The 21,888-nt window shown below is 40.4% G+C and carries 12 protein-coding genes, 2 tRNA genes and 3 rRNA genes; 5 read left to right on the top strand and 12 right to left on the bottom strand.

Features of this window, described 5'->3' with window-relative positions; genetic code table 11:
• Positions 1 to 21: 21 nt before the first annotated feature.
• Together B7E04_RS06865 and hutH are read right to left on the bottom strand one after the other, a co-directional pair.
• The gene (locus B7E04_RS06865) at positions 22 to 480 is read right to left on the bottom strand and encodes a DUF2059 domain-containing protein (protein ID WP_080778001.1); all 459 of its coding nucleotides are present in this window, start codon (positions 478 to 480) and stop codon (positions 22 to 24) included.
• Between the two features lie 8 nt (positions 481 to 488).
• Positions 489 to 1,979, bottom strand: a complete 1,491-nt coding sequence (gene hutH, locus B7E04_RS06860; RefSeq protein ID WP_080780610.1) for a histidine ammonia-lyase — start codon at positions 1,977 to 1,979, stop codon at positions 489 to 491.
• A gap of 181 nt (positions 1,980 to 2,160) precedes the next feature.
• Here hutH and B7E04_RS06855 point away from each other — a divergent pair, with 181 nt between their 5' ends.
• Both B7E04_RS06855 and uvrC read left to right on the top strand, forming a co-directional pair.
• Entirely contained in the window at positions 2,161 to 3,024 is an 864-nt protein-coding gene (locus B7E04_RS06855) for a hypothetical protein (protein WP_080778000.1), read from the top strand.
• Positions 3,025 to 3,083: 59 nt separating this feature from the next.
• The gene (uvrC, locus tag B7E04_RS06850; protein WP_080777999.1) at positions 3,084 to 4,877 is read left to right on the top strand and encodes an excinuclease ABC subunit UvrC; all 1,794 of its coding nucleotides are present in this window, start codon (positions 3,084 to 3,086) and stop codon (positions 4,875 to 4,877) included.
• A gap of 94 nt (positions 4,878 to 4,971) precedes the next feature.
• Here uvrC and B7E04_RS06845 read toward each other — a convergent pair whose 3' ends face one another.
• From B7E04_RS06845 to B7E04_RS06835, 3 genes are read right to left on the bottom strand one after another with little or no spacing between them, the layout of a single operon-like run.
• A complete protein-coding gene (locus B7E04_RS06845) occupies positions 4,972 to 5,730 on the bottom strand; it encodes a hypothetical protein (RefSeq protein WP_080777998.1) in 759 nt (252 codons plus the stop codon).
• Between the two features lie 23 nt (positions 5,731 to 5,753).
• Positions 5,754 to 6,836 (bottom strand): putative type IX sorting system protein PorV2, encoded by a 1,083-nt coding sequence (locus B7E04_RS06840; protein ID WP_062653042.1) that lies wholly within the window; start codon positions 6,834 to 6,836, stop codon positions 5,754 to 5,756.
• Positions 6,837 to 6,849: 13 nt separating this feature from the next.
• Entirely contained in the window at positions 6,850 to 7,737 is an 888-nt protein-coding gene (locus B7E04_RS06835) for a DMT family transporter (protein ID WP_080777997.1), read from the bottom strand.
• 548 nt (positions 7,738 to 8,285) lie between these two features.
• Here B7E04_RS06835 and B7E04_RS06830 point away from each other — a divergent pair.
• The 3 genes from B7E04_RS06830 (at position 8,286) to B7E04_RS06820 (ending at position 13,540) form a co-directional block, all read left to right on the top strand.
• On the top strand, positions 8,286 to 9,914 hold the full coding sequence (locus B7E04_RS06830) for an acyl-CoA carboxylase subunit beta (RefSeq protein WP_080777996.1): 1,629 nt from the start codon (positions 8,286 to 8,288) through the stop codon (positions 9,912 to 9,914).
• 132 nt (positions 9,915 to 10,046) lie between these two features.
• Entirely contained in the window at positions 10,047 to 13,043 is a 2,997-nt protein-coding gene (locus B7E04_RS06825; RefSeq protein ID WP_080777995.1) for a zinc-dependent metalloprotease, read from the top strand.
• An 86-nt stretch (positions 13,044 to 13,129) separates the two neighbouring features.
• Complete coding sequence (locus B7E04_RS06820; RefSeq protein ID WP_080777994.1) at positions 13,130 to 13,540, top strand: hypothetical protein; 411 nt, start codon at positions 13,130 to 13,132, stop codon at positions 13,538 to 13,540.
• 131 nt (positions 13,541 to 13,671) lie between these two features.
• Here the strand turns inward: B7E04_RS06820 and B7E04_RS06815 are convergent, their stop codons facing one another.
• The 7 genes from B7E04_RS06815 to B7E04_RS06785 form a co-directional block, all read right to left on the bottom strand.
• Positions 13,672 to 15,111: an AAA family ATPase gene (locus tag B7E04_RS06815; RefSeq protein WP_080780609.1), complete on the bottom strand. Its 1,440-nt coding sequence runs from the start codon at positions 15,109 to 15,111 to the stop codon at positions 13,672 to 13,674.
• Positions 15,112 to 15,164: 53 nt separating this feature from the next.
• Positions 15,165 to 16,283 (bottom strand): vWA domain-containing protein, encoded by a 1,119-nt coding sequence (locus B7E04_RS06810; RefSeq protein ID WP_080777993.1) that lies wholly within the window; start codon positions 16,281 to 16,283, stop codon positions 15,165 to 15,167.
• Between the two features lie 325 nt (positions 16,284 to 16,608).
• Positions 16,609 to 16,717 (bottom strand): 5S ribosomal RNA (rrf, locus tag B7E04_RS06805).
• A 155-nt stretch (positions 16,718 to 16,872) separates the two neighbouring features.
• Positions 16,873 to 19,627: ribosomal RNA gene (locus B7E04_RS06800) — 23S ribosomal RNA — on the bottom strand.
• A 198-nt stretch (positions 19,628 to 19,825) separates the two neighbouring features.
• Positions 19,826 to 19,899 (bottom strand) — tRNA-Ala (locus tag B7E04_RS06795).
• A 103-nt stretch (positions 19,900 to 20,002) separates the two neighbouring features.
• A tRNA-Ile gene (locus tag B7E04_RS06790) sits at positions 20,003 to 20,076 on the bottom strand.
• 268 nt (positions 20,077 to 20,344) lie between these two features.
• A 16S ribosomal RNA gene (locus B7E04_RS06785) occupies positions 20,345 to 21,861 on the bottom strand.
• The 16S, 23S and 5S rRNA genes sit together here with 2 tRNA genes alongside, the layout of an rRNA operon.
• Positions 21,862 to 21,888: the final 27 nt, after the last annotated feature.

Genomic DNA, 21,888 nt, shown 5'->3' with positions numbered 1-21,888 from the left:
GCGGAAGCTCTTGCATTTGATTTATTTCTTTTCTGGTGCAGGCGGTGGCGGATTTTGGTAACCTGCCTTTTTATCAAGTTTCTCTTTCACCTGAAGTGCAATATCGCGTCCTAATTTGCCTCCTGATTCTATACTTTCTTTCATAATGGAGGGCGCAACAGAAATACTCTTTTGCCCTACCGGGGATTTATAGAATGTGATCAGTTGGTCCAACTCTGATTCCGTATAATGCTTTGTATAAATTGGAACATACATTCCAAGCAGTTTTTCAGAAGTAACTTCGGCGATAAATTCTTGAATGAATTCCTCCGAAATATCCGGAGAGGTTTTCCTGATCTCCTGCATGTATTGCTGCATTCCTGCCAAAGCCAGTTTATCCGCGCCGGTAACTTTAATAAGCTCACGAGCTTTGGTTTCTAATGACTGGGAAAACACAATTGTACCCACGCACAGGCCTACAATGGTAATTAGTTTTTTCATGGAATAAATTAAGCGTCTACGTTAAACTTTCTCTCATTGATCAGTTCTGCAATCGCCAGCATATCCTGCCCGATCAGTCTGTCATCTTCAAGTTTTTTCACTTTGGAACGGATAACTGCGAAGTTTTCCTCAATAATTTTGGAACATTTGGAAGGTCTCCTGAACTCCAGTCCCTGTGCTGCAAACATCAGCTCTACCGCTAAGATATTCACAAGATTTCCAAGCACCTGATTGAATTTTCTACCGGAAATACTTCCCATAGAAACGTGGTCTTCCTGTCCTAAGCTTGTAGGAATAGAGTCTGCGGATGCGGGGAAACACAATGTTTTATTTTCCGTTACCAAAGCAGCTGAGGTATATTGCGGGATCATAAATCCGGAATTCAGTCCTGAGCTTTCTGTCAGTAATCTAGGAAGTCCGTATTTTCCTTCCAGTAATAAATAACTTCTTCTGTCTGAAATATTTCCTAATTCGGCCACGGCAAGCGTCGCATAATCCAATGGAAGCGCCATCAGTTGTCCGTGGAAATTTCCTCCGGAAATAGATTCTTCGGCACTTAAAACAATCGGGTTATCCGTCACTGAATTCAGTTCCGTCTCTGCCATCATTCTAAGGTGTTCAAAGGCATTTCTGCTGGCACCATGCACCTGCGGTACACATCTCATGGAATAAGGATCCTGAACTCTTTCGCAGTCTTCATGGGCTTTCATATTTTCGGAGCCTTTTAGGAATTTAACCATTCTGGCAGCTACTTTCTTGCTCCCTTCAAACGGTCTGATCTCATGAAGTTCTTTTTTGAACGGACTTTCAGAACCTCTGTAGGCTTCAATACTCATCGCCGCGGTCATATCGGCAAGGTTTAGTAGATATTCAAACTTTTCCAAACCTTTGATCGCATGTGCCAAAATAAACTGGGTCCCGTTGATCAGCCCCAGACCTTCTTTCGGACCTAAAGCTAATGGCTCAAGACCATGTCTGTCCAGAACCTCCATGGTATCGAAAATCTGATCTCCTTCCCAAACCTGTCCTAATCCCAGCAATGGCAGTACGAGATGAGCAAGCGGTGCAAGATCTCCTGATGCCCCTACAGAGCCCTGTTCAGGCACTACCGGAATGATATCTTTTTCAAGCATCAGGATCAGTCTTTCAATGACTTCCAGGGAAACCCCTGAAAATCCTTTGGATAAGGCATGAACTTTTGTGATGATCATGATTTTGGAAAACTCCTTATTAATAGGCTTTCCTACACCCACTGCGTGGGAAATAATAAGATTATACTGCAGCTGAGCGGTTTCGTCCGCTGAAATTTTGGTATCACACAAGGGTCCGAAACCTGTATTGATCCCATACACACATCTGTCGGACTCTACTATCTTCTGGACATTTTTCTGCGATTTCAGAATCTGTTCTTTGGCTGCTTTATTAAGTTTAGCTTTAGCTGGTTTTTTACAGATTTCCAGAACATCATGGAAAGTGAAAACATCTACACCGTATATCATTTCTAAAAATTTCCTTAAAATTACGCATTTACCCATAACTGGAAAAGCTAAATTTCACGGTCCTGTGCTTTTCTGAAATATATGGTGAGAGGCATCAGATCAGTTATCCAAAATATTAAAAAAATTAGCAGAATTTTCTTCAGCATTTTTTATCTTTTATGCCATTATTTAAACTATACTCATGAAATTCTGTTTCAATATGATTCTGATCATTAGCTTCTTATTCTGGGGAGCTTTGGGAAGAGTATTTAAAGGCTGCTCAAAGGCTGACGATGCAGTACATGCCGGAAGCTATGTAAAAAACCTTGACCACATTCCCTATCAGACCAACTATAAAACCATGGGGCGTTATCTCACTTCTGAAGCGGTGATCAAAGATCCTGTTTTACTGCAACGGCATATCGAAACTGCAGAGCTTGTTAATACGAAAATCATCAATGATCTGAAAATTACAGATCCAAAGTTAAAAGAACAGGTTGACCAGATAGATCTTAAATATCTTCCTTCCGAAAGGCTGGCTGAGTATCAAAAGATCATTGACAGCCATATCAAAGACATTAATTTTTCAGAGTATAAAAAACTGTTTAAACTTTTAAAAGTCATTTCAAAAATGAAGAAGTTCTACGGTCTTGATGGTAATGTGAAAGATAATAATCAGGAGGTTGGAGCCAATTATTCTTATTCAAAAAATGGTTTCAATGTTCATATTCCTACAGGTTTCCATGAAATAACTTCTCTTCAAAACCCTCTAATTGATAAGATCTGGGTGAGTGACCAGGCGATGATCACGATCTATACTTTTGAAAAAAATCAGGAAAAATCCCTGGAAGAGTGGAAAAAATTCAAAGGAGAAAACCGGAAGCTTCTGCAGCTTTTTGAAAGCGAGAAAGACCTCATCAACCACTCCGTCTTCTCAGAAGGTGAAAAAATATACGGTTCTTTAAAAATCTTAAATAAAGGAAAGAAAGTTCTGTTTGTGGAAATTAGCTTTGACGATCATTTATCTTATATTGAGTATCGGAAAAAATTACTCTCTGCCATTTAAAAACAGATTAAAAATAATAAGTCATAATAGATCAAAGCAAAATTCCGTAATTTTGTTATATGAATCCTTCTTTAGAATTACAGCTCAAAACTTTACCATCAGAACCGGGCGTTTATCGTTACTATGATAAGAACGATCAATTGCTGTATGTAGGAAAGGCCAAACATTTAAAGAAAAGGGTTCTTTCCTATTTCAATAAAAATCTTCCCGGCTACCGGATCAAAATCATGGTGGGAAAGATCGTCCGCCTTGAAACAACGATCGTTAACAGTGAATACGATGCTCTTTTACTTGAGAACAACCTGATCAAGGAGCACCGCCCATTCTATAACGTATTGCTGAAGGATGATAAAACCTATCCGTGGATCTGTATTAAAAATGAAAGCTTCCCCCGGATATTCCTCACCAGAAATGTAATCAAGGATGGGTCTGAGTATTACGGTCCGTATGCTAAAGTACGTCCGGCAAAGATTTTACTGGATACCATCAAGCATATTTATAAGCTGAGAACGTGTAATCTTAATCTCTCTCCGGCCAAAATAGCTGAAGGAAAATATAAAGTCTGCCTGGAATACCATATTAAAAACTGTGAAGGGCCATGTGAAGATTTGGAAAGCAAGGAAGATTATGATGAAAAGATTGATGCCATCCGTGGAATTATCAAAGGGGATTTCCGAAAAGCAAAGGAATATCTGGTCAATCAAATGATGAAGTTTGCAGAAAATCTTAAGTTTGAAGAAGCCCAGACCATCAAGGAAAGACTGGATATCCTTGAGGATTATCAGGCCAAAAACACCGTGGTAAATCCAAATATTGACGATGTAGACGTTTTTGGAATGACCAGCGACGAGGCCGCCGCTTATGTGAATTTCTTTAAAATCAGGAACGGAAATATCATCCAGAGTTTTACCACAGAAATTAAAAAAATCCTGGAAGAGACGGACGAAGATATCATGGAAGAAGCATTGATCGAGATCCGCCAAAAATTTGGTTCCGATTCCAAAGAAGTCCTGCTTCCATTCCATCTTTCGGTAGAAATTCCGAATGTAAAACTGATTGTTCCCAAAGTAGGAGATAAAAAAAGGATTGTGGAGCTTTCGGAAAAAAATGCAAAAGAATACCGTCTGGAAAAGCTGAAACAGGTCCAGATTGTAGATCCGGAAAGACATACGAACAGGATCATGGCCGAAATGCAGAAACTTCTCCGGATGCCAGTGGAACCAAGACATATTGAAGGTTTTGATAACTCAAATATCCAGGGAACCAACCCCGTTTCCGCATGTGTGGTTTTTAAAGACGGTAAACCAAGCAAGGCAGATTACAGAATTTTCCATCCGAAAACAGTAGAAGGCGCTAATGACTTTGCTACCATGGAAGAAGTAATCTACCGCCGCTATAAAAGAATGCTGGATGAAGGAGAAAGCCTGCCCCAACTGATTCTGATAGACGGAGGAAAAGGACAGCTTTCTTCAGCTGTAAAAAGCCTGAAGTTATTGGGTCTTTACGGTAAGATTACCATTGTGGGGATTGCGAAAAGACTTGAGGAAATTTTCTTTCCTGAAGATTCTATTCCTTTATACCTTGATAAAAAATCGGAGACCTTAAAAATCCTGCAGAGAGTAAGGGACGAAGCCCACCGCTTTGGAGTGAAACACCACAGGACGAGAAGGAAAAATTCTACCATAAAATCTGAATTGGAAGAAATTCCGGGCGTTGGAGAAAAAACAATAGAATTACTACTTTCCAAATTAAAATCCGTAAAGCGGATTAAGGAATCAAGCCTGGAAACACTGGAAGAAATTCTTGGAAAAAGTAAGGCGAAGGTGATCTGGGAGTTTTTTAATGGAAATTAAAGAGTACATCTAAGTTTATCCTGATACATCACATAAAAAATCCTTAATTCAAATGATGAGTTAAGGATTTTTTATGTGATTATATCTATCACGTCTATTTTCCTGAGAATACTTCCTTAGTGAAATCTCCGCCAGACTGTGGCATATCAATGACAATATTTCCATTTTCGAAATACCCGATCGTAGAACTTCCGTCTCTAAGCTTTACCCTGAATACGTCTCTTTTTGAAGAAGCTTTAAAGACGGCAAATGGTACAGAACTGCCGCTTTCCGCCAAAATAAACTGACCGGCATCTACCTGGATTTTCTGCAGATCCAGTCTCCCGTTGGTATACTTTTCTGATTTATTTTCTGAAACGGTTGAAGAAGGAGCTGTCTCGATTTTATTTTCAGACGGAACAGATACAGGTTCAGTTTTTACCGTCTGCACAATTTCTACAGGATTTGAAACCGGAACGGCTATAATAGCCTGCTTAAGGGCATCCTGAAATCCTTCTTTAAAATCCTTGATGCCGGAAGAGCCTTTTGATGAAAAAACAACTTTTTCATTGCAATCCTTAACTTCAATCAGTACCCTGTTCTTTAAAAAACTACTGTTATCTAAAACATTGGCATAACCTACAGCACATGGGTTATCTTTTACTTCTTCCGGCAAGTTTTTTAATGAATTGACAACAATGTATTTTTTAGTCACCAATCCTTTTGCCAGTAGTGCTTCAAGCCCATAAGGTTCTTTATCAAAGGCTTTATCTTTCAATTTCTCCGGAACGGAAATATATTTATAATCTGAAACTTTCTGTCCAAAAACAGCAATTCCAGCAAGCATCAAAGTAAATACCGTTATCTTTTTCATTACGTTTAAATTATGATTCAAAGTTAATCATTTCTGAATGCCCCCATATCCAATTTCAGGGAGAAGAAATTAGAATAGAAATTAGAGCCTCCGATTCCGGAATTGGTAATGGCGTAATCCAATGTTAGACCTCTGTACCTAATCCCGATACCCGCACTCGGCTGGAATGAAACTTTTCTTTTCAGATCTTCAATATCGGTGATAGATTGGAATCTGTTGACCCCAAGACGCACAAAAATCATTTTCTGGTAACCAAGCTCCGCTCCTGCATATGGCGTAAGACTGGCAAAATCTGTAGATACCAGAGCAGCTGTTTTAGCAAAATCTACATTGATCCCGGCTTCCGGCAATACATAAAGACTGCTGTTGATATTGAATATTTTACTCGCACCTACATTCAGCTTAGGCATGGTAAGTTCCATTTTATCTTTTGGAGCGGGGTTAAATTCCTCTCCGTTAACTACTGTAGAAAGTTCCTTTTGGTTGATGCTCCAGAAATTGACCGTGGTGGTAGCATCACGCAGCATCCCCCCGAATTTCCATCCGTTGTCTGCTTTATAAATAGCTCCGATATCAAAACCAAAACCATATCCGTTAGCAAATTTCCCTACATTTCTGTAAACAATTTTAGCATTCACCCCTACATCCAGCTTTGGATTTCCTCCGGGATTAAAAGCATAGGAAAGAATAGCAGCATAATCCGATTGGGAAAACTTGGTAATTTTATCATAGTCAATGTTTCCTTCCGCATCAATCATCTGTGTGGTATTCAGGATATTGTCTACTCCTAATCTTACCACTGAAACACCAAATACTCCTTCTTCCAGTACCTTTGCATAGGCCAGATAATCATATTTTGCTATAGATTCAAAATATTCTGCGTGCATTGCTGCGCCCTGCCAGTCTCTTTCAATAGCCATTAATCCCGCCGGGTTCCACATAGGAGAATATACATCATCCTGATTTGAAACTACAGCTCCTCCCATAGCAAGACCTCTTGCCCCTGCTCCGATATTTAAAAATTCATTGGAGTATTTTCTTATGATCTGGGATTGGGACAGTCCAAACAAGAGCGAAAATGCAAGTAAAAAATATTTCTTCATCATATAAATTTGATGCTTAATTAAGGTTTATTTGTTTTTTAGTTTTTTGAGCCTTCATTAATCCATTGACAATGATTGCCAATATCATAACGCCTGAAGCTGCATAAAATACAGGACTCATTTCTTCCGATTCTCCAAAGATAAAAAAAGCTAGTATAATTCCGTAAACAGGTTCTAAATTAACTGTTAAAATTAGAGTAAAAGGCGAAATATATTTCATGAGCTTCACCGATTCCAGCATTGGAAAAGCAGTAAAAACACTTGCCAACAAGCATATTAACGCCAGATCTCTGTAGTTTATTTCATTCATCTGAAAAATCTGTCCCGTGGACATATAAAATACGGCCAGAATAAACCATCCACAGAATATTTCATAGAATATAATATTTCCGGAGCTTGTTTTTCCATATATTTTACCATTAAAAACAGAAAAAACAGTCCCGAATACCGCACATAATATTCCATAGATAATACCCTCCTTAAAATGAAATTCGGTTTTAAAAATCAGCAGTATACAGGCAACAATCACCACACCCATGATAACTTCCGACACGTCTATCTTACGTTTGAAGATGAGTGGTTCCAGTATTGAAGCAAACAAAGTAGAGAGCGAAAGACAGCTTAATGCTATGGAAACATTAGATACTTTAATAGAATAAAAAAAGCAGTACCAGTGAAGTGCCATGGCACAGCCAATCCCGGCCAGCTGGAAAAATATCTTCTTTGATACTTTAATGCTTTCTTTTTTATAAATCCTGATGAATAAGAATAAAAATACTGCGGCAAATAACATCCTGTAAAAAACAAGAATCTGCGCATTGGCATGAATCAGTTTTCCCAGAATTGCGGTGAATCCCCATAAAAAAACAATCAAGTGCAGTCTGAAAAGAGCCAATTTTTGCATATCCTACTTCTGTAAATTTTTTAACAGGCAAATTTACAAATAGGCTTTCATAAATCTCACAAAAAATATAAATATTACTTTAAGAAATAATTATTTTGTCTGTTTTTCTATCCTTTCTATAATTAATCTTAGAAATTCATCAAAAACAAATATTCAAACGTAATAATATTAAATCTTCACTGACCGGAAAATAAAGATGAGCTTTCTTTTCTGAATATAGTAGAATACAGAAAGTATTATCTCTGATTAATTTCTGTAATTATTTACAGATTCATTAGTGCATAAAAAAACCCTGAAAATTTGTTCAACGTTCAGGGCCTTCAAATAATAAACTATTAAAAAAATAAACTAGGAACTTAGAGTATTTAGCAGGGATTATTATCCCATTTACTCTGTAGTAAAGTTAGAAAAAATATCATTAATTTAAAAATATTTTTTTGTTAAAAATTTCACAATTTTCTGAGAACCAATATATTAAACAGGTGTTTTACTTCAGTTGCCGTTCAATATAAAAATAGTTATCTTTAGCCGGAAAAAATTGAAATTTTATGGACCTTGAATTCAACAAAAGAGAAGACCAGAATAGATTAAAGTTATCAGACCTTAATCAGTTGCTCGCTGAAATAAAAAAAGGCGGTGGAGAAAAAAGGCTTCAAAAGCTTCGTGATGAAGGAAAAATGACAGCAAGAGAAAGAATTGAGTATCTTCTCGATAAAGGTTCAGACTCCATAGAAATCGGTGCATTTGCCGGCTATGAAATGTATGAGGAACACGGCGGATGTCCCAGCGGAGGGGTTGTAGTGGTCATTGGTTATGTTTCCGGAAGACAATGCCTTGTGGTTGCCAATGATGCTTCTGTAAAAGCAGGTGCCTGGTTTCCGATTACCGGAAAGAAGAACCTGAGAGCACAGGAAATTGCTATGGAAAATAAGTTACCGATCATCTATCTGGTAGACTCTGCAGGAGTTTATCTTCCGATGCAGGATGAAATTTTCCCTGATAAAGAACATTTCGGAAGAATTTTCAGAAATAATGCCAAGATGAGTGCGATGGGTATCATTCAGATCTCAGCTGTAATGGGCAGCTGTGTTGCCGGAGGCGCTTATCTTCCTATCATGAGTGATGAAGCGATGATTGTAGATAAAACCGGTTCTATCTTCCTGGCAGGAAGCTATCTTGTAAAAGCTGCCATCGGGGAAAGTATCGATAATGAAACGCTGGGAGGAGCTACCACACACTGCTCTATTTCAGGTGTTACAGATTATAAGGCTAAAGATGATAAAGATGCGCTAGACCGTATCAAAAATATCATGAAATCTCTCGGAAGTACAGAAAAAGCAGGCTTCGACAGGATAGAAAGTTTTCCGCCAAAGGAAAATCCGGACCATATTTTTGGAATTATCCCGGTTTCCAGGGCTGAGCAATATGACACTTATGAAATTATCAAATGTCTGGTGGATAATTCAGAATTTGAAGAATATAAACCTGATTATGGAAAAAGCATCATCTGTGCAACTGCCAGAATTGACGGCTGGTCCGTAGGGATTGTAGCTAACCAGAGAAAGCTTGTGAAAAGCGGTAAAGGTGAAATGCAGTTCGGAGGAGTTATTTATTCTGATTCTGCAGATAAGTCAACAAGATTTATCGCCAATTGCAACCAGAGAAAAATCCCTTTGATTTTCCTTCAGGATGTAACAGGATTTATGGTAGGTTCAAAATCAGAGCATGGAGGCATTATTAAGGATGGAGCTAAAATGGTAAATGCCGTTTCTAATTCAGTAGTTCCGAAATTCACCATTATTACAGGAAATTCTTATGGAGCCGGAAACTATGCCATGTGCGGAAAAGCATATGACCCGAGATTAATTGTTGCATGGCCATGGGCAGATCTTGCAGTAATGGGTGGTGCACAGGCTGCAAAAGTATTGGTGCAAATCCAGGAATCAACCATGAAAAAACAAGGTAAGGAGATCACTGAAGAAGAGCACAATGAAATTTTGGATACCATTACAAAAAGATATCAAAAACAGACGGAAGCCACTTATGCAGCGGCAAGACTATGGACAGATGCCATTATCAACCCTACAGATACCAGAAAATGGATCTCTATGGGGATTGAGGCAGCTAATCATGCTCCAATTACGGAAAAATTTAACCTAGGTGTTATTCAGGTCTGAAAAATATTTCAAAATAAGTAATATTTAATTTATTTTTTAAACTAAACATTAAAGCAACGGCAATATGATTGATTATTCATATTGCCGTTGCTTATTTTTTGCTAAATTTATAAAAATAAAACCAACTCACTTATGAATTACAAATTGACTTTAGTCCTGTTAATAGTTTTTAACTATTTCTGGGGGCAGAATCTTACAAAAGATGAATCACTGCCGGGCAGTGTTTTCCGCTTCGACTTTCAGAGATTTGAAAACCAATTCAAAGAAGCCCGGCTAAAAAATGAAAAAATATCGAAAATGTATATTACGCTTCCTACTGAAAACGGAAGAAGTACAAGGTTTATTTTAAACGAAAACAGTCTTACGGAGCAAAGACTTGGAAGCATCCTTACCTTTGACGGGGTGAGTGATGATAAAACTGCTTCATTAAAACTGTCCGTTTTTAAAGATCACTTTAATGCTATTATTAAAAACAATGCAGGCTATTTTTTTGTAGAACCTTATAAAACAGCTCCCGGTGAGTACAGGATCTACAGTGCATTTTCAAACTTTGAGGAAAGATTTGTCTGCGGAGTGGAAGAAAATGATGTTCTTAAAGAACTGGCAGAAGTCAAACAATCTTTAGCTTCCAAATCAGCGGTCAATTTTCCATTTGGAAACCAGATCAGGAAATTCAGGCTGGCGGTAGCTACAACGGGTGAATTTACCCAGGCTTTCAGCGGAAATACGGACGATGCCCTGGCAGAACTTGTCAACATGGTAAATCTGATCAATAAAATTTATGAATCTGAGGTTTCAGTAACGTTCAGCCTGATTGCAGAAACCACCAACAAGTCACTGATATTTACAGATCCTGCTACAGATCCGTTCACGGTAAATGCTTCTTTTGCCAGTGCTGCGAATTCGCAGACCGGTTTTAATACACTTAATACCAATACCACGCTGGCCTACAATAAGTATGATATAGGGCATACTTTTAATATCATGAGCAGTGGCGGCGCACAAGGCCAGGCAGGGACGCAGCCCTGTAACAATGCTTCGAAAGCAAGAGCATGGAGCCAATGGGCCTTAACCATGCCTAAAGGTACGGTTGCCGGTTTAATTGCCCACGAAATGGGACATCAGTTTTCTGCCGGACATACCTATAATGCGGTTGGAGGCAGCTCAGGCAGTCCTACATTCTGTACAAGCGGCTGGAGTTCGGGAGCAGCTATTGAACCCGGAGCCGGATCAACAATTATGAGCTATGCCAACAACTGTACAACTCCAAATAATCAGACGAATTCCGGAAATAATAATCTGAATTATTTTAATGCAAGGAGTTTAGACCAGATCCTGAACTATCTGCAATCTCCTGCTAACTGCTATACTTTAGTGGCCAGTACCAACCTCGCTCCTTCTGCCAATGCCGGAGTGGATATTACCATTCCGAAAAATACACCGTTCAAATTAAAAGGAATCGGAACAGATCCTAATGACGGCAGCCTTTCTTACACGTGGGAACAGGCTGATATAGCCAGTGCTAACGATAAGGGAGCATTTGGCTCCACCATTACGGGAGCAGGCGGCTATACTGCAGTGAACAGTACCACTGCGCCATTATTCCGCTCTGAACAAAGTGTTTCCACTACAGAAAGGTATTTTCCAAAGATGCAGTTTGTTCTTAACAATCAAAACAATCCTCCTACCAATGATGCTGAAGCGCTGCCATTAGTAGCAAGAATAATGAAATTCCGTTTTACGGTAAGGGATAATAATATGACAAACGGAGGTCTGGATTCAGATGAAATCATTGTAACGGTGAATAATACCGGACCACTGGCGGTTACTTATCCAAATGCAACCGGTGTTTCAGTAGCATCAAATACCAATGCCACAATTACCTGGGACGTGAATAATACAAATACCGTTAAAAGCAACGTTGATATCCTGTTGTCTATAGATGGTGGTATAACTTTCCCTTACACTCTGGCTTCCAATGTCTTAAATAATGGCAGCTCCAATGTTACGATTCCTTATATTCCGGCTACAGATAAGGCAAGAATAAAAGTGGTGGGAACCATTAATCCATACGCAGAATTCTTTGATGTCTCCGACAATAATTTTACCATCACATCAGACTGTAATGCTTATACCTCATACATTACACCAAAAACTGCTGTTACAGCGATTGCCGGAAGCCCGTCAAGTAATCTGAATATGTCTGCTCCTGATGCTGCAGGTGCTCCATATACTTCCAAAACTATTGTGTATAATGTTGGAACTAGCAACAATGGCATTATTGTATACAGTAATTCTGCAATGACGGCTCCTTATTCTGTAAGCAGCAGCTCAGTAACCAATACATTCAAATTCAGGGTAACGGAGAGCGGTTCGTACGTTTTCTCCAAATCATCAGGATTCCTTATTACCTCAATACACTCTGGAAGCCCTGCTTCAACGGCTAATTTTTTAACTTCGAATGCGTATTACAACGGGACCAATTATACATCTACCGGATCCGCAAAAGCAGTGGTATTAAATGAAGGAGTAGATTATTATTTTGTGATTTCTAACTTTTCGAGTCCTGCCAATGCCAATAGCTATACAATAACTGCAACCGGACCTGGAAGTTTATATGAAACATCTGCACCACCCGCTGGCTACAGCTATACATTTGCAGCGATTAATAATTCGACGGGTAAAATTCAGGCTGTAAGTCCTACTGCGAACTTTACGTCTCTTCCGGCAGGCACGTATACCGTGGAAGGTATCTCATACATCAGTACAGCCAATGTTTCAAGCTTTGTGGGCAAAAGTATCAGTGAACTTATTGCTTTGAATATCTGTTTAAGTGAAAGCAAAAACTCAAGAGTACTTAATTTAACTGCAAGTCTTGGCGTATCAGATAATTCCCTGACCCGTACCGGTATAAAAGTTGTTCCTAATCCCGTAAAAGATGTACTTTCTGTAATTAGTAACAAAGAAATCAGTCAATATGAAATATATGACATGTCGGGAAGAAATCTTACCGGCAGGCAGAAATACTCAGGAAGCATCAGTTTCCGTGATTATGCAACAGGATCCTATATTTTAAGACTGTTTGATCATCAAGCTCTGATCCATCAGGAAACCGTAATTAAAAAATAATGGTAACTGAAAATAAAATGGAGATGGTGTAGCAGCCATCTCTTTTTTTATCCGGAAAAGAATAGTTTAATTTAAAAACATCCATCATGAAAAAAGCAGCAGTGTTGATTATCTTATGTATGGCTAACATTCTATATTCTCAAAACAGGGAACATCAATTTAAATTCGATGTTAAAAAATTCAGAAAAGAGTATAAAAATAAAAAGCATCCTCCGCAGCTAAAGATATTCAGTCCGGAAGGAAAGGAGCTTATTTTTAATATAGCTGAAAGCAATATTTCTGAACAACCTATTCAAAATATTAATACATTCAAGGGAGTAAGTGCAGATGGGACTAAAATAATATCTTTCATTTTAACTAAAACTTACATCTCCGGATCCTATGCCGATCAGGGAACTGAAATCTATTTCGGACCTGTTGCCACTAAAAAAGATGTTTATAAAGTATACATCCCGGTTAAAATTCAAAACGGACAGGAACAGGATTTTGTAAAATGAACCGTTTTAATGAATCTGTTTTAAAAATCAACTTCTTAAGATGATTTTTTATCTCATTGATGCTTTACAAAAAAGATGTGGAAAACAAATTCCACATCTTTTTATTTTTATCTCGTAAAAATTCTGAAGCTTTAAGAAAAGAACATTCCCGTTCTGAATCTTTCCTTATTCAGTTTTTTATTGACCGCTAATCCCCAAAGAATAAACTCTTTTAAGAATAAAATATCTTCCGGTTGCGTATCAGGTTGATATTTTTCAATGATCTGATGAAGAGGTTCTATTCTGTTAAGAGATTTTGCATAGGCTTCATCCGGAGATTCATCTGTAATTTCCAAAAAGCCATCGTCTTCCAGAAACCAATCCGTAATCTGGCTAAACGGTCCGTCAATATGCTTTTTCTCCAGCTTTTCCACTTTTGGGAAATAAGAAGTGAACAAAGTTCTGATTGCATTATCGATTAGTAACTGAGCAACCGCTTCCGCTCCTTCCTGCTCTCCTTCATACACCAGCTCAACTTTTCCTGTAATCGCAGGAATTATCCCCACGAAATCGCTTAATCTTACGGAAGTTTTCTCATCACCGGTTAATAATGATCTGCGCTCTGCAGTGCTCAATAAATTCTCGAAAGCTGTAATACTCATACGTGCACTCACTCCACTTTTTGAATCTACATATTCACTTTCACGGGCTTCAAAACCAATTTGCTCCAAAAGATCCTTCGCTAAAGAAGGCACATAGACTCCATTTTTCTGACGACTGTCTAAACTGGATTCATAGGCTGTAATTTCCCTGGCAATATTGATGTTTTCAGGATAATGTGTCAAAATCTGCGATCCGATACGATCTTTCAGTGGGGTTACAATGCTTCCTCTATTTGTATAATCTTCCGGATTGGCCGTGAAAACAAACTGGATATCCAAAGGCATTCTAACCTTAAATCCACGGATCTGCACATCTCCCTCCTGCAAAATATTAAACAAAGAAACCTGAATCCTGGCCTGTAAATCCGGCAGTTCATTAATGACAAAAATACAGCGGTTTGCTCTTGGAATCATTCCAAAATGAATCACACGGTCGTCTGCATAGGAAAGTTTAAGATTGGCAGCTTTAATAGGGTCTACATCACCAATCAGATCGGCAACCGTAACATCCGGAGTCGCCAGTTTTTCGAAAAATCTTTCATCACGGTGAAGCCATTCTATCGGAGTGTCATCACCTTCTTTTTCGATCAGTTCTTTCGCAAAACGGGAAATTGGGTTAAATGGATCATCATTAATCTCACTTCCTGCTACAAAAGGAATCCATTCATCCAGTAAAGAGGTCATCATTCTCGCCAGCCTTGTTTTTGCCTGCCCCCTTAATCCTAATAAGTTGATATTATGCCGGCTGAGAATGGCATGCTCCAGTTGAGGGATTACCGTATTTTCATATCCGAAAATTCCCTCAAAAACAGATTCTCTATTGCGAATTTTAACTTTCAGATTATTTCTTAATTCGTCTTTAATATTTTTTGACAGGTATCCTGATGCTCTTAATGAACCCAGTGTTTTTATATTTGGCTTTTCAGTCATTTTATTTACCATCTGATTTATAAACTTTTGAATTTTTTTTGAATAATGAATTTTCAGCGAATCCTTTTCTTGCGGTTGGCCTCATAATCTTCAAAAATCATGTGACCTAATCCATTAAGCCCCGTGTAAAAAGCTTTTCCCTGATTGGCTTCTGTAAATTCGCTCACAAAACGTTGTAAATAAGGGTCCTGCGCAATCATAAAGGTCGTAATAGGAATATGCAACCGCCTGGCTTGGGACGCCATATTGTAACATTTCTGAACAACATATTCATCCAAACCGTAAGAATTCATATAATATGTACCATCGGCCTGACGGACACAGCTTGGTTTTCCGTCGGTGATCATAAATATCTGTTTATTGGTATTTCTTTTTCTCCGTAAAATATCCATCGCCAGTTGAAGCCCGGCAACCGTATTTGTATGATACGGACCAACCTGCAGATAAGGCAGCTCCTGAATTTTTACAGGCCATGCATCATCTCCAAAAACAATAATATCTAAAGTATCTTTCGGATAACGCGTTGTAATCAGTTCTGCAAGGGCCATTGCCACTTTTTTGGCGGGAGTGATACGGTCTTCACCATAAAGGATCATACTGTGGCTTATGTCAATCATCAAAACCGTGCTCATCTGAGATTGGTGAATGCTATCTTCAACAATCAAATCATCTTCAGTAAGATGAAAATCACCGATTCCGTTATTGATTTGGGCATTTTTAAGGCTTTCGGTAATAGAGATTTTTTCTACAGGATCCCCAAAGTTATAATTACGGAATTCTCCTGTTGTATCTTCTCCGGTTCCGCTTTTATTGGTCTTATGATTTCCGTTCCCACTTTTTCCAAGATTTCCGAATATTTGATTAAGTGCCTGTTTACGGATATTCTGTTCCATTTTTGCGCTCAGACGAATTCCGTTTCCACCAGTAGGATCAACTTCTTCCCGGATATAGCCTTTCTTTTTGAGGTCTTCTATAAAATCGTCGATAGTATATTCCGGAGTCGTAAGCTGGTATTCTTCATCCAGCATCCGAAGCCAGTCGATCGCTTCATCAAAATCTCCTGAAGTATGGGTCAATAAATCTGTAAAAATTTCCAGCAACCGGTCAAATACAGATAATTCCGGTTCTTTGTACGTTTCAAATCTAAACCCTCTCACAATATGCTCTTTCATAAAATAAAGTTACAACATAAATAGAAGGTCTGTAAGAGATTTAATCTATTTTAATTTTTATGAATAGAAATAATTTGGCCTGATTTAATGGGTAATGGATAATGAGTAATAAATGATGATTGATGATTGATAATTGATTTGAACAGAGTATGGATACTGGGTATTCATTACTCATTACCCTATTCCCTATTACCTATTGCTTATCATTCATCATTGATCTTTTATCACTTATCAATGATCATTTATCATTTATTTTTTATTTCTTTTTGGTAGGGGTATAAAACAAAAACGTCTCACACAAAACTGTATGAGACGTTTTAATAAAAACTGGCGGCGGCCTACTCTCCCGCTTGTCGCAGTACCATCGGCGCTGGTGGGCTTAACTTCTGTGTTCGGAATGGGAACAGGTGAGCCCCACCGCTAAAACCACCCTAAAGAAGGTATATATTGTACAATGTCGGATGTATCATGTACAATGTATTTACATTATACTTTCTACAACCTACAGGGTACAAGTTTTAAGCGATAAAAACTTTCACAAAGACAAAACCTTTACTGCGCATAAAAGGCTTGTTATATAGCAACCATAGGCTATAAATCTACGGGTAATTAGTACTACTCGGCTATGCTGTTACCAGCTTTACACCTGTAGCCTATCAACGTCGTCATCTACAACGACCCTTAAAAGATGTCTCATCTTGAGGCGAGTTTCGCACTTATATGCTTTCAGTGCTTATCTCTTCCAAACATAGCTACTCAGCGGTGCACCTGGCGGTACAACTGATACACCAGAGGTTTGTTCAATTCGGTCCTCTCGTACTAGAATCAAGCCCTCTCAAACATCTAACGCCCGCAATAGATAGAGACCGAACTGTCTCACGACGTTCTGAACCCAGCTCGCGTGCCACTTTAATGGGCGAACAGCCCAACCCTTGGGACCTTCTCCAGCCCCAGGATGTGACGAGCCGACATCGAGGTGCCGAACCTCCCCGTCGATGTGAGCTCTTGGGGGAGACTAGCCTGTTATCCCCGGAGTACCTTTTATCCTATGAGCGATGGCCCTTCCATACGGAACCACCGGATCACTATGTCCTGCTTTCGCACCTGATCGACTTGTTGGTCTCACAGTCAAGCACCCTTATGCCATTACACTCTACGCACGGTTACCAAGCGTGCTGAGGGTACCTTTGAAAGCCTCCGTTACTCTTTTGGAGGCGACCACCCCAGTCAAACTACCCACCACGCAATGTCCTTCAATATGAAGTTAGGCTCCAAGTAAGTAAAGGGTGGTATTTCAACGTTGGCTCCACCAACACTAGCGTGCCAGCTTCAAAGCCTCCCACCTATCCTACACATTACTTACTCAAAGTCAATACGAAGTTATAGTAAAGGTTCACAGGGTCTTTTCGTCCCATTGCGGGTAATCGGCATCTTCACCGATACTACAATTTCACCGAGCTCGTGGCTGAGACAGTGCCCAGATCGTTACACCATTCGTGCAGGTCGGAACTTACCCGACAAGGAATTTCGCTACCTTAGGACCGTTATAGTTACGGCCGCCGTTTACTGGGGCTTCAGTTAATGCCTTCGGTTTAACCCTAAGCACCTTCCTTAACCTTCCAGCACCGGGCAGGTGTCAGACCCTATACAGCATCTTTCGATTTAGCAGAGTCCTGTGTTTTTGATAAACAGTCGCCTGGGCCTCTTCACTGCGGCCACCATTGCTGATGGCGTCTCTTCTTCCGAAGTTACGAGACTATTTTGCCTAGTTCCTTAGCCACGACTCACTCGAGCACCTTAGGATTCTCTCCTCGACCACCTGTGTCGGTTTTGGTACGGGTTGCTTCACTTCGGCTTTTCTTGGATCCGAGTTCACTACAGCAGCTTCGCCCGAAGGCTAGGCCTTGACTATTCCGTCAGTCTCCAGTAGCTACATCGAACCGTCCCCTTTTTAGTGTGAGCAAGTATGGGAATATTAACCCATTGTCCATCCACTACCCCTTTCGGGTTCGCGTTAGGTCCCGACTAACCCTCAGCTGATTAGCATGGCTGAGGAAACCTTAGTCTTTCGGTGAGGGGGTTTCTCGCCCCCTTTATCGTTACTTATGCCTACATTTTCTTTTCTGTCCGCTCCACAATACCTCACGATACTGCTTCAGCGCAAACAGAATGCTCTCCTACCAGATGTATTAATACAAATCCATAGCTTCGGTAATATGTTTATGCCCGATTATTATCCATGCCGGACCGCTCGACTAGTGAGCTGTTACGCACTCTTTAAATGAATGGCTGCTTCCAAGCCAACATCCTAGCTGTCAATGCAGTCCAACCGCGTTGCTTCAACTTAACATATATTTGGGGACCTTAGCTGTTGGTCTGGGTTCTTTCCCTCTCGGACATGGACCTTAGCACCCATGCCCTCACTGCCGCAGAACATTTATTAGCATTCGGAGTTTGTCAGGAATTGGTAGGTGGTGAAACCCCCGCATCCAATCAGTAGCTCTACCTCTAATAAACTCATTTGCGACGCTGCACCTAAATGCATTTCGGAGAGTACGAGCTATCTCCCAGTTTGATTGGCCTTTCACCCCTACCCACAGGTCATCCGAAGACTTTTCAACGTCAACCGGTTCGGTCCTCCACTCTGTGTTACCAGAGCTTCAACCTGCCCATGGGTAGATCACAAGGTTTCGCGTCTAATCCTACTAACTAACTGCCCTATTCAGACTCGCTTTCGCTCCGGCTCCGGTACTTAATACCTTAACCTCGCTAGTAAAATTAACTCGTAGGCTCATTATGCAAAAGGCACGCCGTCACCCAACTTGTGGGCTCCGACCGCTTGTAGGCGTACGGTTTCAGGTTCTATTTCACCCTTCTATTCGAAGTGCTTTTCACCTTTCCTTCACAGTACTTGTTCACTATCGGTCTTTCAGGAGTATTTAGCCTTGGAGGATGGTCCCCCCATATTCAGACAGGATTTCACGTGTCCCGCCCTACTCATTTATCATCTAAATATGCCTTTCAAATACGGGGCTATCACCCGCTATGGCTGTTCTTTCCAGAACATTCTTTTAAACATATTAAGACTTTTGGGCTAATCCGCTTTCGCTCGCCGCTACTTACGGAATCTCTTCGATTTCTTTTCCTCCGGGTACTTAGATGTTTCAGTTCTCCGGGTTTGCTTCCCCTTAGGGATGACATATCTTCAATATGCCGGGTTGCCCCATTCGGACATCTGCGGATCAAGTCGTGTGTGCCGATCCCCGCAGCTTTTCGCAGCTTACCGCGTCCTTCTTCGCCTCTGAAAGCCTAGGCATCCGCCATACGCCCTTAACGATTTCTTTCCTATTTTTGGTTACTCAAGCGCTCTTATGCGCTCGGTTTTCTCTTTGTGATGTCTTTACCGTTAATGTCAATGATCTTATTTGCTGTACTAATGTAAGATGTAAAATGTAAAATGTACGGCTCTCGTACTTTTTTGATACATTTTCCATAATACCCTCATACATTGTACTTTATACTTACGTACATCATACAACTTGTGGAGAATAAGGGAGTCGAACCCTTGACCTCCTGCGTGCAAGGCAGGCGCTCTAGCCAGCTGAGCTAATTCCCCCTCTAGTTAAGATTAAATGATTAAAAGATTTAATGATTAAATAATTAACGCTCGCTAATGTTTTAATCTTTCAATTTTTTAATATTTAAATCCCTTTAATTAGTAGTCTCGGGCAGGCTCGAACTGCCGACCTCTACATTATCAGTGTAGCGCTCTAACCAGCTGAGCTACGAGACTTTGTTATGAGTAATGGGTGATGAGTAATAAGTAATATTTTAATATCCTTTTTTTCCTCGCTTCATTCTCAATCTCTTCCCTTTTACTAATTTCTAGTGGGTTTTATTTTATAATTGATAGATGATGATTGATGTTTGATATTTTATCAGTGATCAATTATCATTTATCTTTTATTTATATCAACCAAATAAAAAACTAAAGCTTAACTTTAAGCAGAATCAATGTACATCACTGTACTTAATTTTGTTTAACGTTCTTCAACGCTCTAAAATGAGATGTTCCAGCCGCACCTTCCGGTACGGCTACCTTGTTACGACTTAGCCCTAGTTACCTGTTTTACCCTAGGCAGCTCCTGTTACGGTCACCGACTTCAGGTACCCCAGACTTCCATGGCTTGACGGGCGGTGTGTACAAGGCCCGGGAACGTATTCACCGCGCCATGGCTGATGCGCGATTACTAGCGATTCCAGCTTCATAGAGTCGAGTTGCAGACTCCAATCCGAACTGAGACCGGCTTTCGAGATTCGCATCCAGTCACCTGGTAGCTGCCCTCTGTACCGGCCATTGTATTACGTGTGTGGCCCAAGGCGTAAGGGCCGTGATGATTTGACGTCATCCCCACCTTCCTCTCTACTTGCGTAGGCAGTCTCACTAGAGTCCCCAACTTAATGATGGCAACTAGTGACAGGGGTTGCGCTCGTTGCAGGACTTAACCTAACACCTCACGGCACGAGCTGACGACAACCATGCAGCACCTTGAAAAATGTCCGAAGAAAAGTCTATTTCTAAACCTGTCATTTCCCATTTAAGCCTTGGTAAGGTTCCTCGCGTATCATCGAATTAAACCACATAATCCACCGCTTGTGCGGGCCCCCGTCAATTCCTTTGAGTTTCAGACTTGCGTCCGTACTCCCCAGGTGGCTAACTTATCACTTTCGCTTAGTCTCTGAGTCCGAAAACCCAAAAACGAGTTAGCATCGTTTACGGCGTGGACTACCAGGGTATCTAATCCTGTTCGCTCCCCACGCTTTCGTCCATCAGCGTCAGTTATAGTTTAGTAACCTGCCTTCGCAATTGGTGTTCTAAGTAATATCTATGCATTTCACCGCTACACTACTTATTCCAGCTACTTCAAATATACTCAAGACATGCAGTATCAATGGCAGTTTCACAGTTAAGCTGTGAGATTTCACCACTGACTTACACATCAGCCTACGGACCCTTTAAACCCAATAAATCCGGATAACGCTTGCACCCTCCGTATTACCGCGGCTGCTGGCACGGAGTTAGCCGGTGCTTATTCGTATAGTACCTTCAGCTTTCCACACGTGGAAAGGTTTATCCCTATACAAAAGAAGTTTACAACCCATAGGGCCGTCATCCTTCACGCGGGATGGCTGGATCAGGCGCTAACCCATTGTCCAATATTCCTCACTGCTGCCTCCCGTAGGAGTCTGGTCCGTGTCTCAGTACCAGTGTGGGGGATCACCCTCTCAGGCCCCCTAAAGATCGTAGACTTGGTAGGCCGTTACCCTACCAACTATCTAATCTTGCGCGTGCCCATCTCTATCCACCTCAGTTTTCAATTCCAAATGATGCCATCCAGAATATTATGGGGTATTAATCTTCCTTTCGAAAGGCTATCCCCCTGATAAAGGCAGGTTGCACACGTGTTCCGCACCCGTACGCCGCTCTCTCTGCTCCGAAGAACAAATACCGCTCGGCTTGCATGTGTTAGGCCTTCCGCTAGCGTTCATCCTGAGCCAGGATCAAACTCTCCATTGTCTGTTTTTCCTGACCCGCTCAAAGTTT

Source organism: Chryseobacterium phocaeense, from assembly GCF_900169075.1.
Classification (GTDB): domain Bacteria; phylum Bacteroidota; class Bacteroidia; order Flavobacteriales; family Weeksellaceae; genus Chryseobacterium; species Chryseobacterium phocaeense.
This window is presented reverse-complemented; position numbering and strand designations above follow the sequence as displayed.

Bases quoted from the DNA above. Each gene is read 5' to 3' on its own strand.
- B7E04_RS06865 (WP_080778001.1), bottom strand. From the start codon at position 480: ATGAAAAAACTAATTACCATTGTAGGCCTGTGCGTGGGTACAATTGTG.
- hutH (WP_080780610.1), bottom strand. From the start codon at position 1,979: ATGATATACGGTGTAGATGTTTTCACTTTCCATGATGTTCTGGAAATC.
- B7E04_RS06855 (WP_080778000.1), top strand. From the start codon at position 2,161: ATGAAATTCTGTTTCAATATGATTCTGATCATTAGCTTCTTATTCTGG.
- uvrC (WP_080777999.1), top strand. From the start codon at position 3,084: ATGAATCCTTCTTTAGAATTACAGCTCAAAACTTTACCATCAGAACCG.
- B7E04_RS06845 (WP_080777998.1), bottom strand. From the start codon at position 5,730: ATGAAAAAGATAACGGTATTTACTTTGATGCTTGCTGGAATTGCTGTT.
- B7E04_RS06840 (WP_062653042.1), bottom strand. From the start codon at position 6,836: ATGATGAAGAAATATTTTTTACTTGCATTTTCGCTCTTGTTTGGACTG.
- B7E04_RS06835 (WP_080777997.1), bottom strand. From the start codon at position 7,737: ATGCAAAAATTGGCTCTTTTCAGACTGCACTTGATTGTTTTTTTATGG.
- B7E04_RS06830 (WP_080777996.1), top strand. From the start codon at position 8,286: ATGGACCTTGAATTCAACAAAAGAGAAGACCAGAATAGATTAAAGTTA.
- B7E04_RS06825 (WP_080777995.1), top strand. From the start codon at position 10,047: ATGAATTACAAATTGACTTTAGTCCTGTTAATAGTTTTTAACTATTTC.
- B7E04_RS06820 (WP_080777994.1), top strand. From the start codon at position 13,130: ATGAAAAAAGCAGCAGTGTTGATTATCTTATGTATGGCTAACATTCTA.
- B7E04_RS06815 (WP_080780609.1), bottom strand. From the start codon at position 15,111: ATGACTGAAAAGCCAAATATAAAAACACTGGGTTCATTAAGAGCATCA.
- B7E04_RS06810 (WP_080777993.1), bottom strand. From the start codon at position 16,283: ATGAAAGAGCATATTGTGAGAGGGTTTAGATTTGAAACGTACAAAGAA.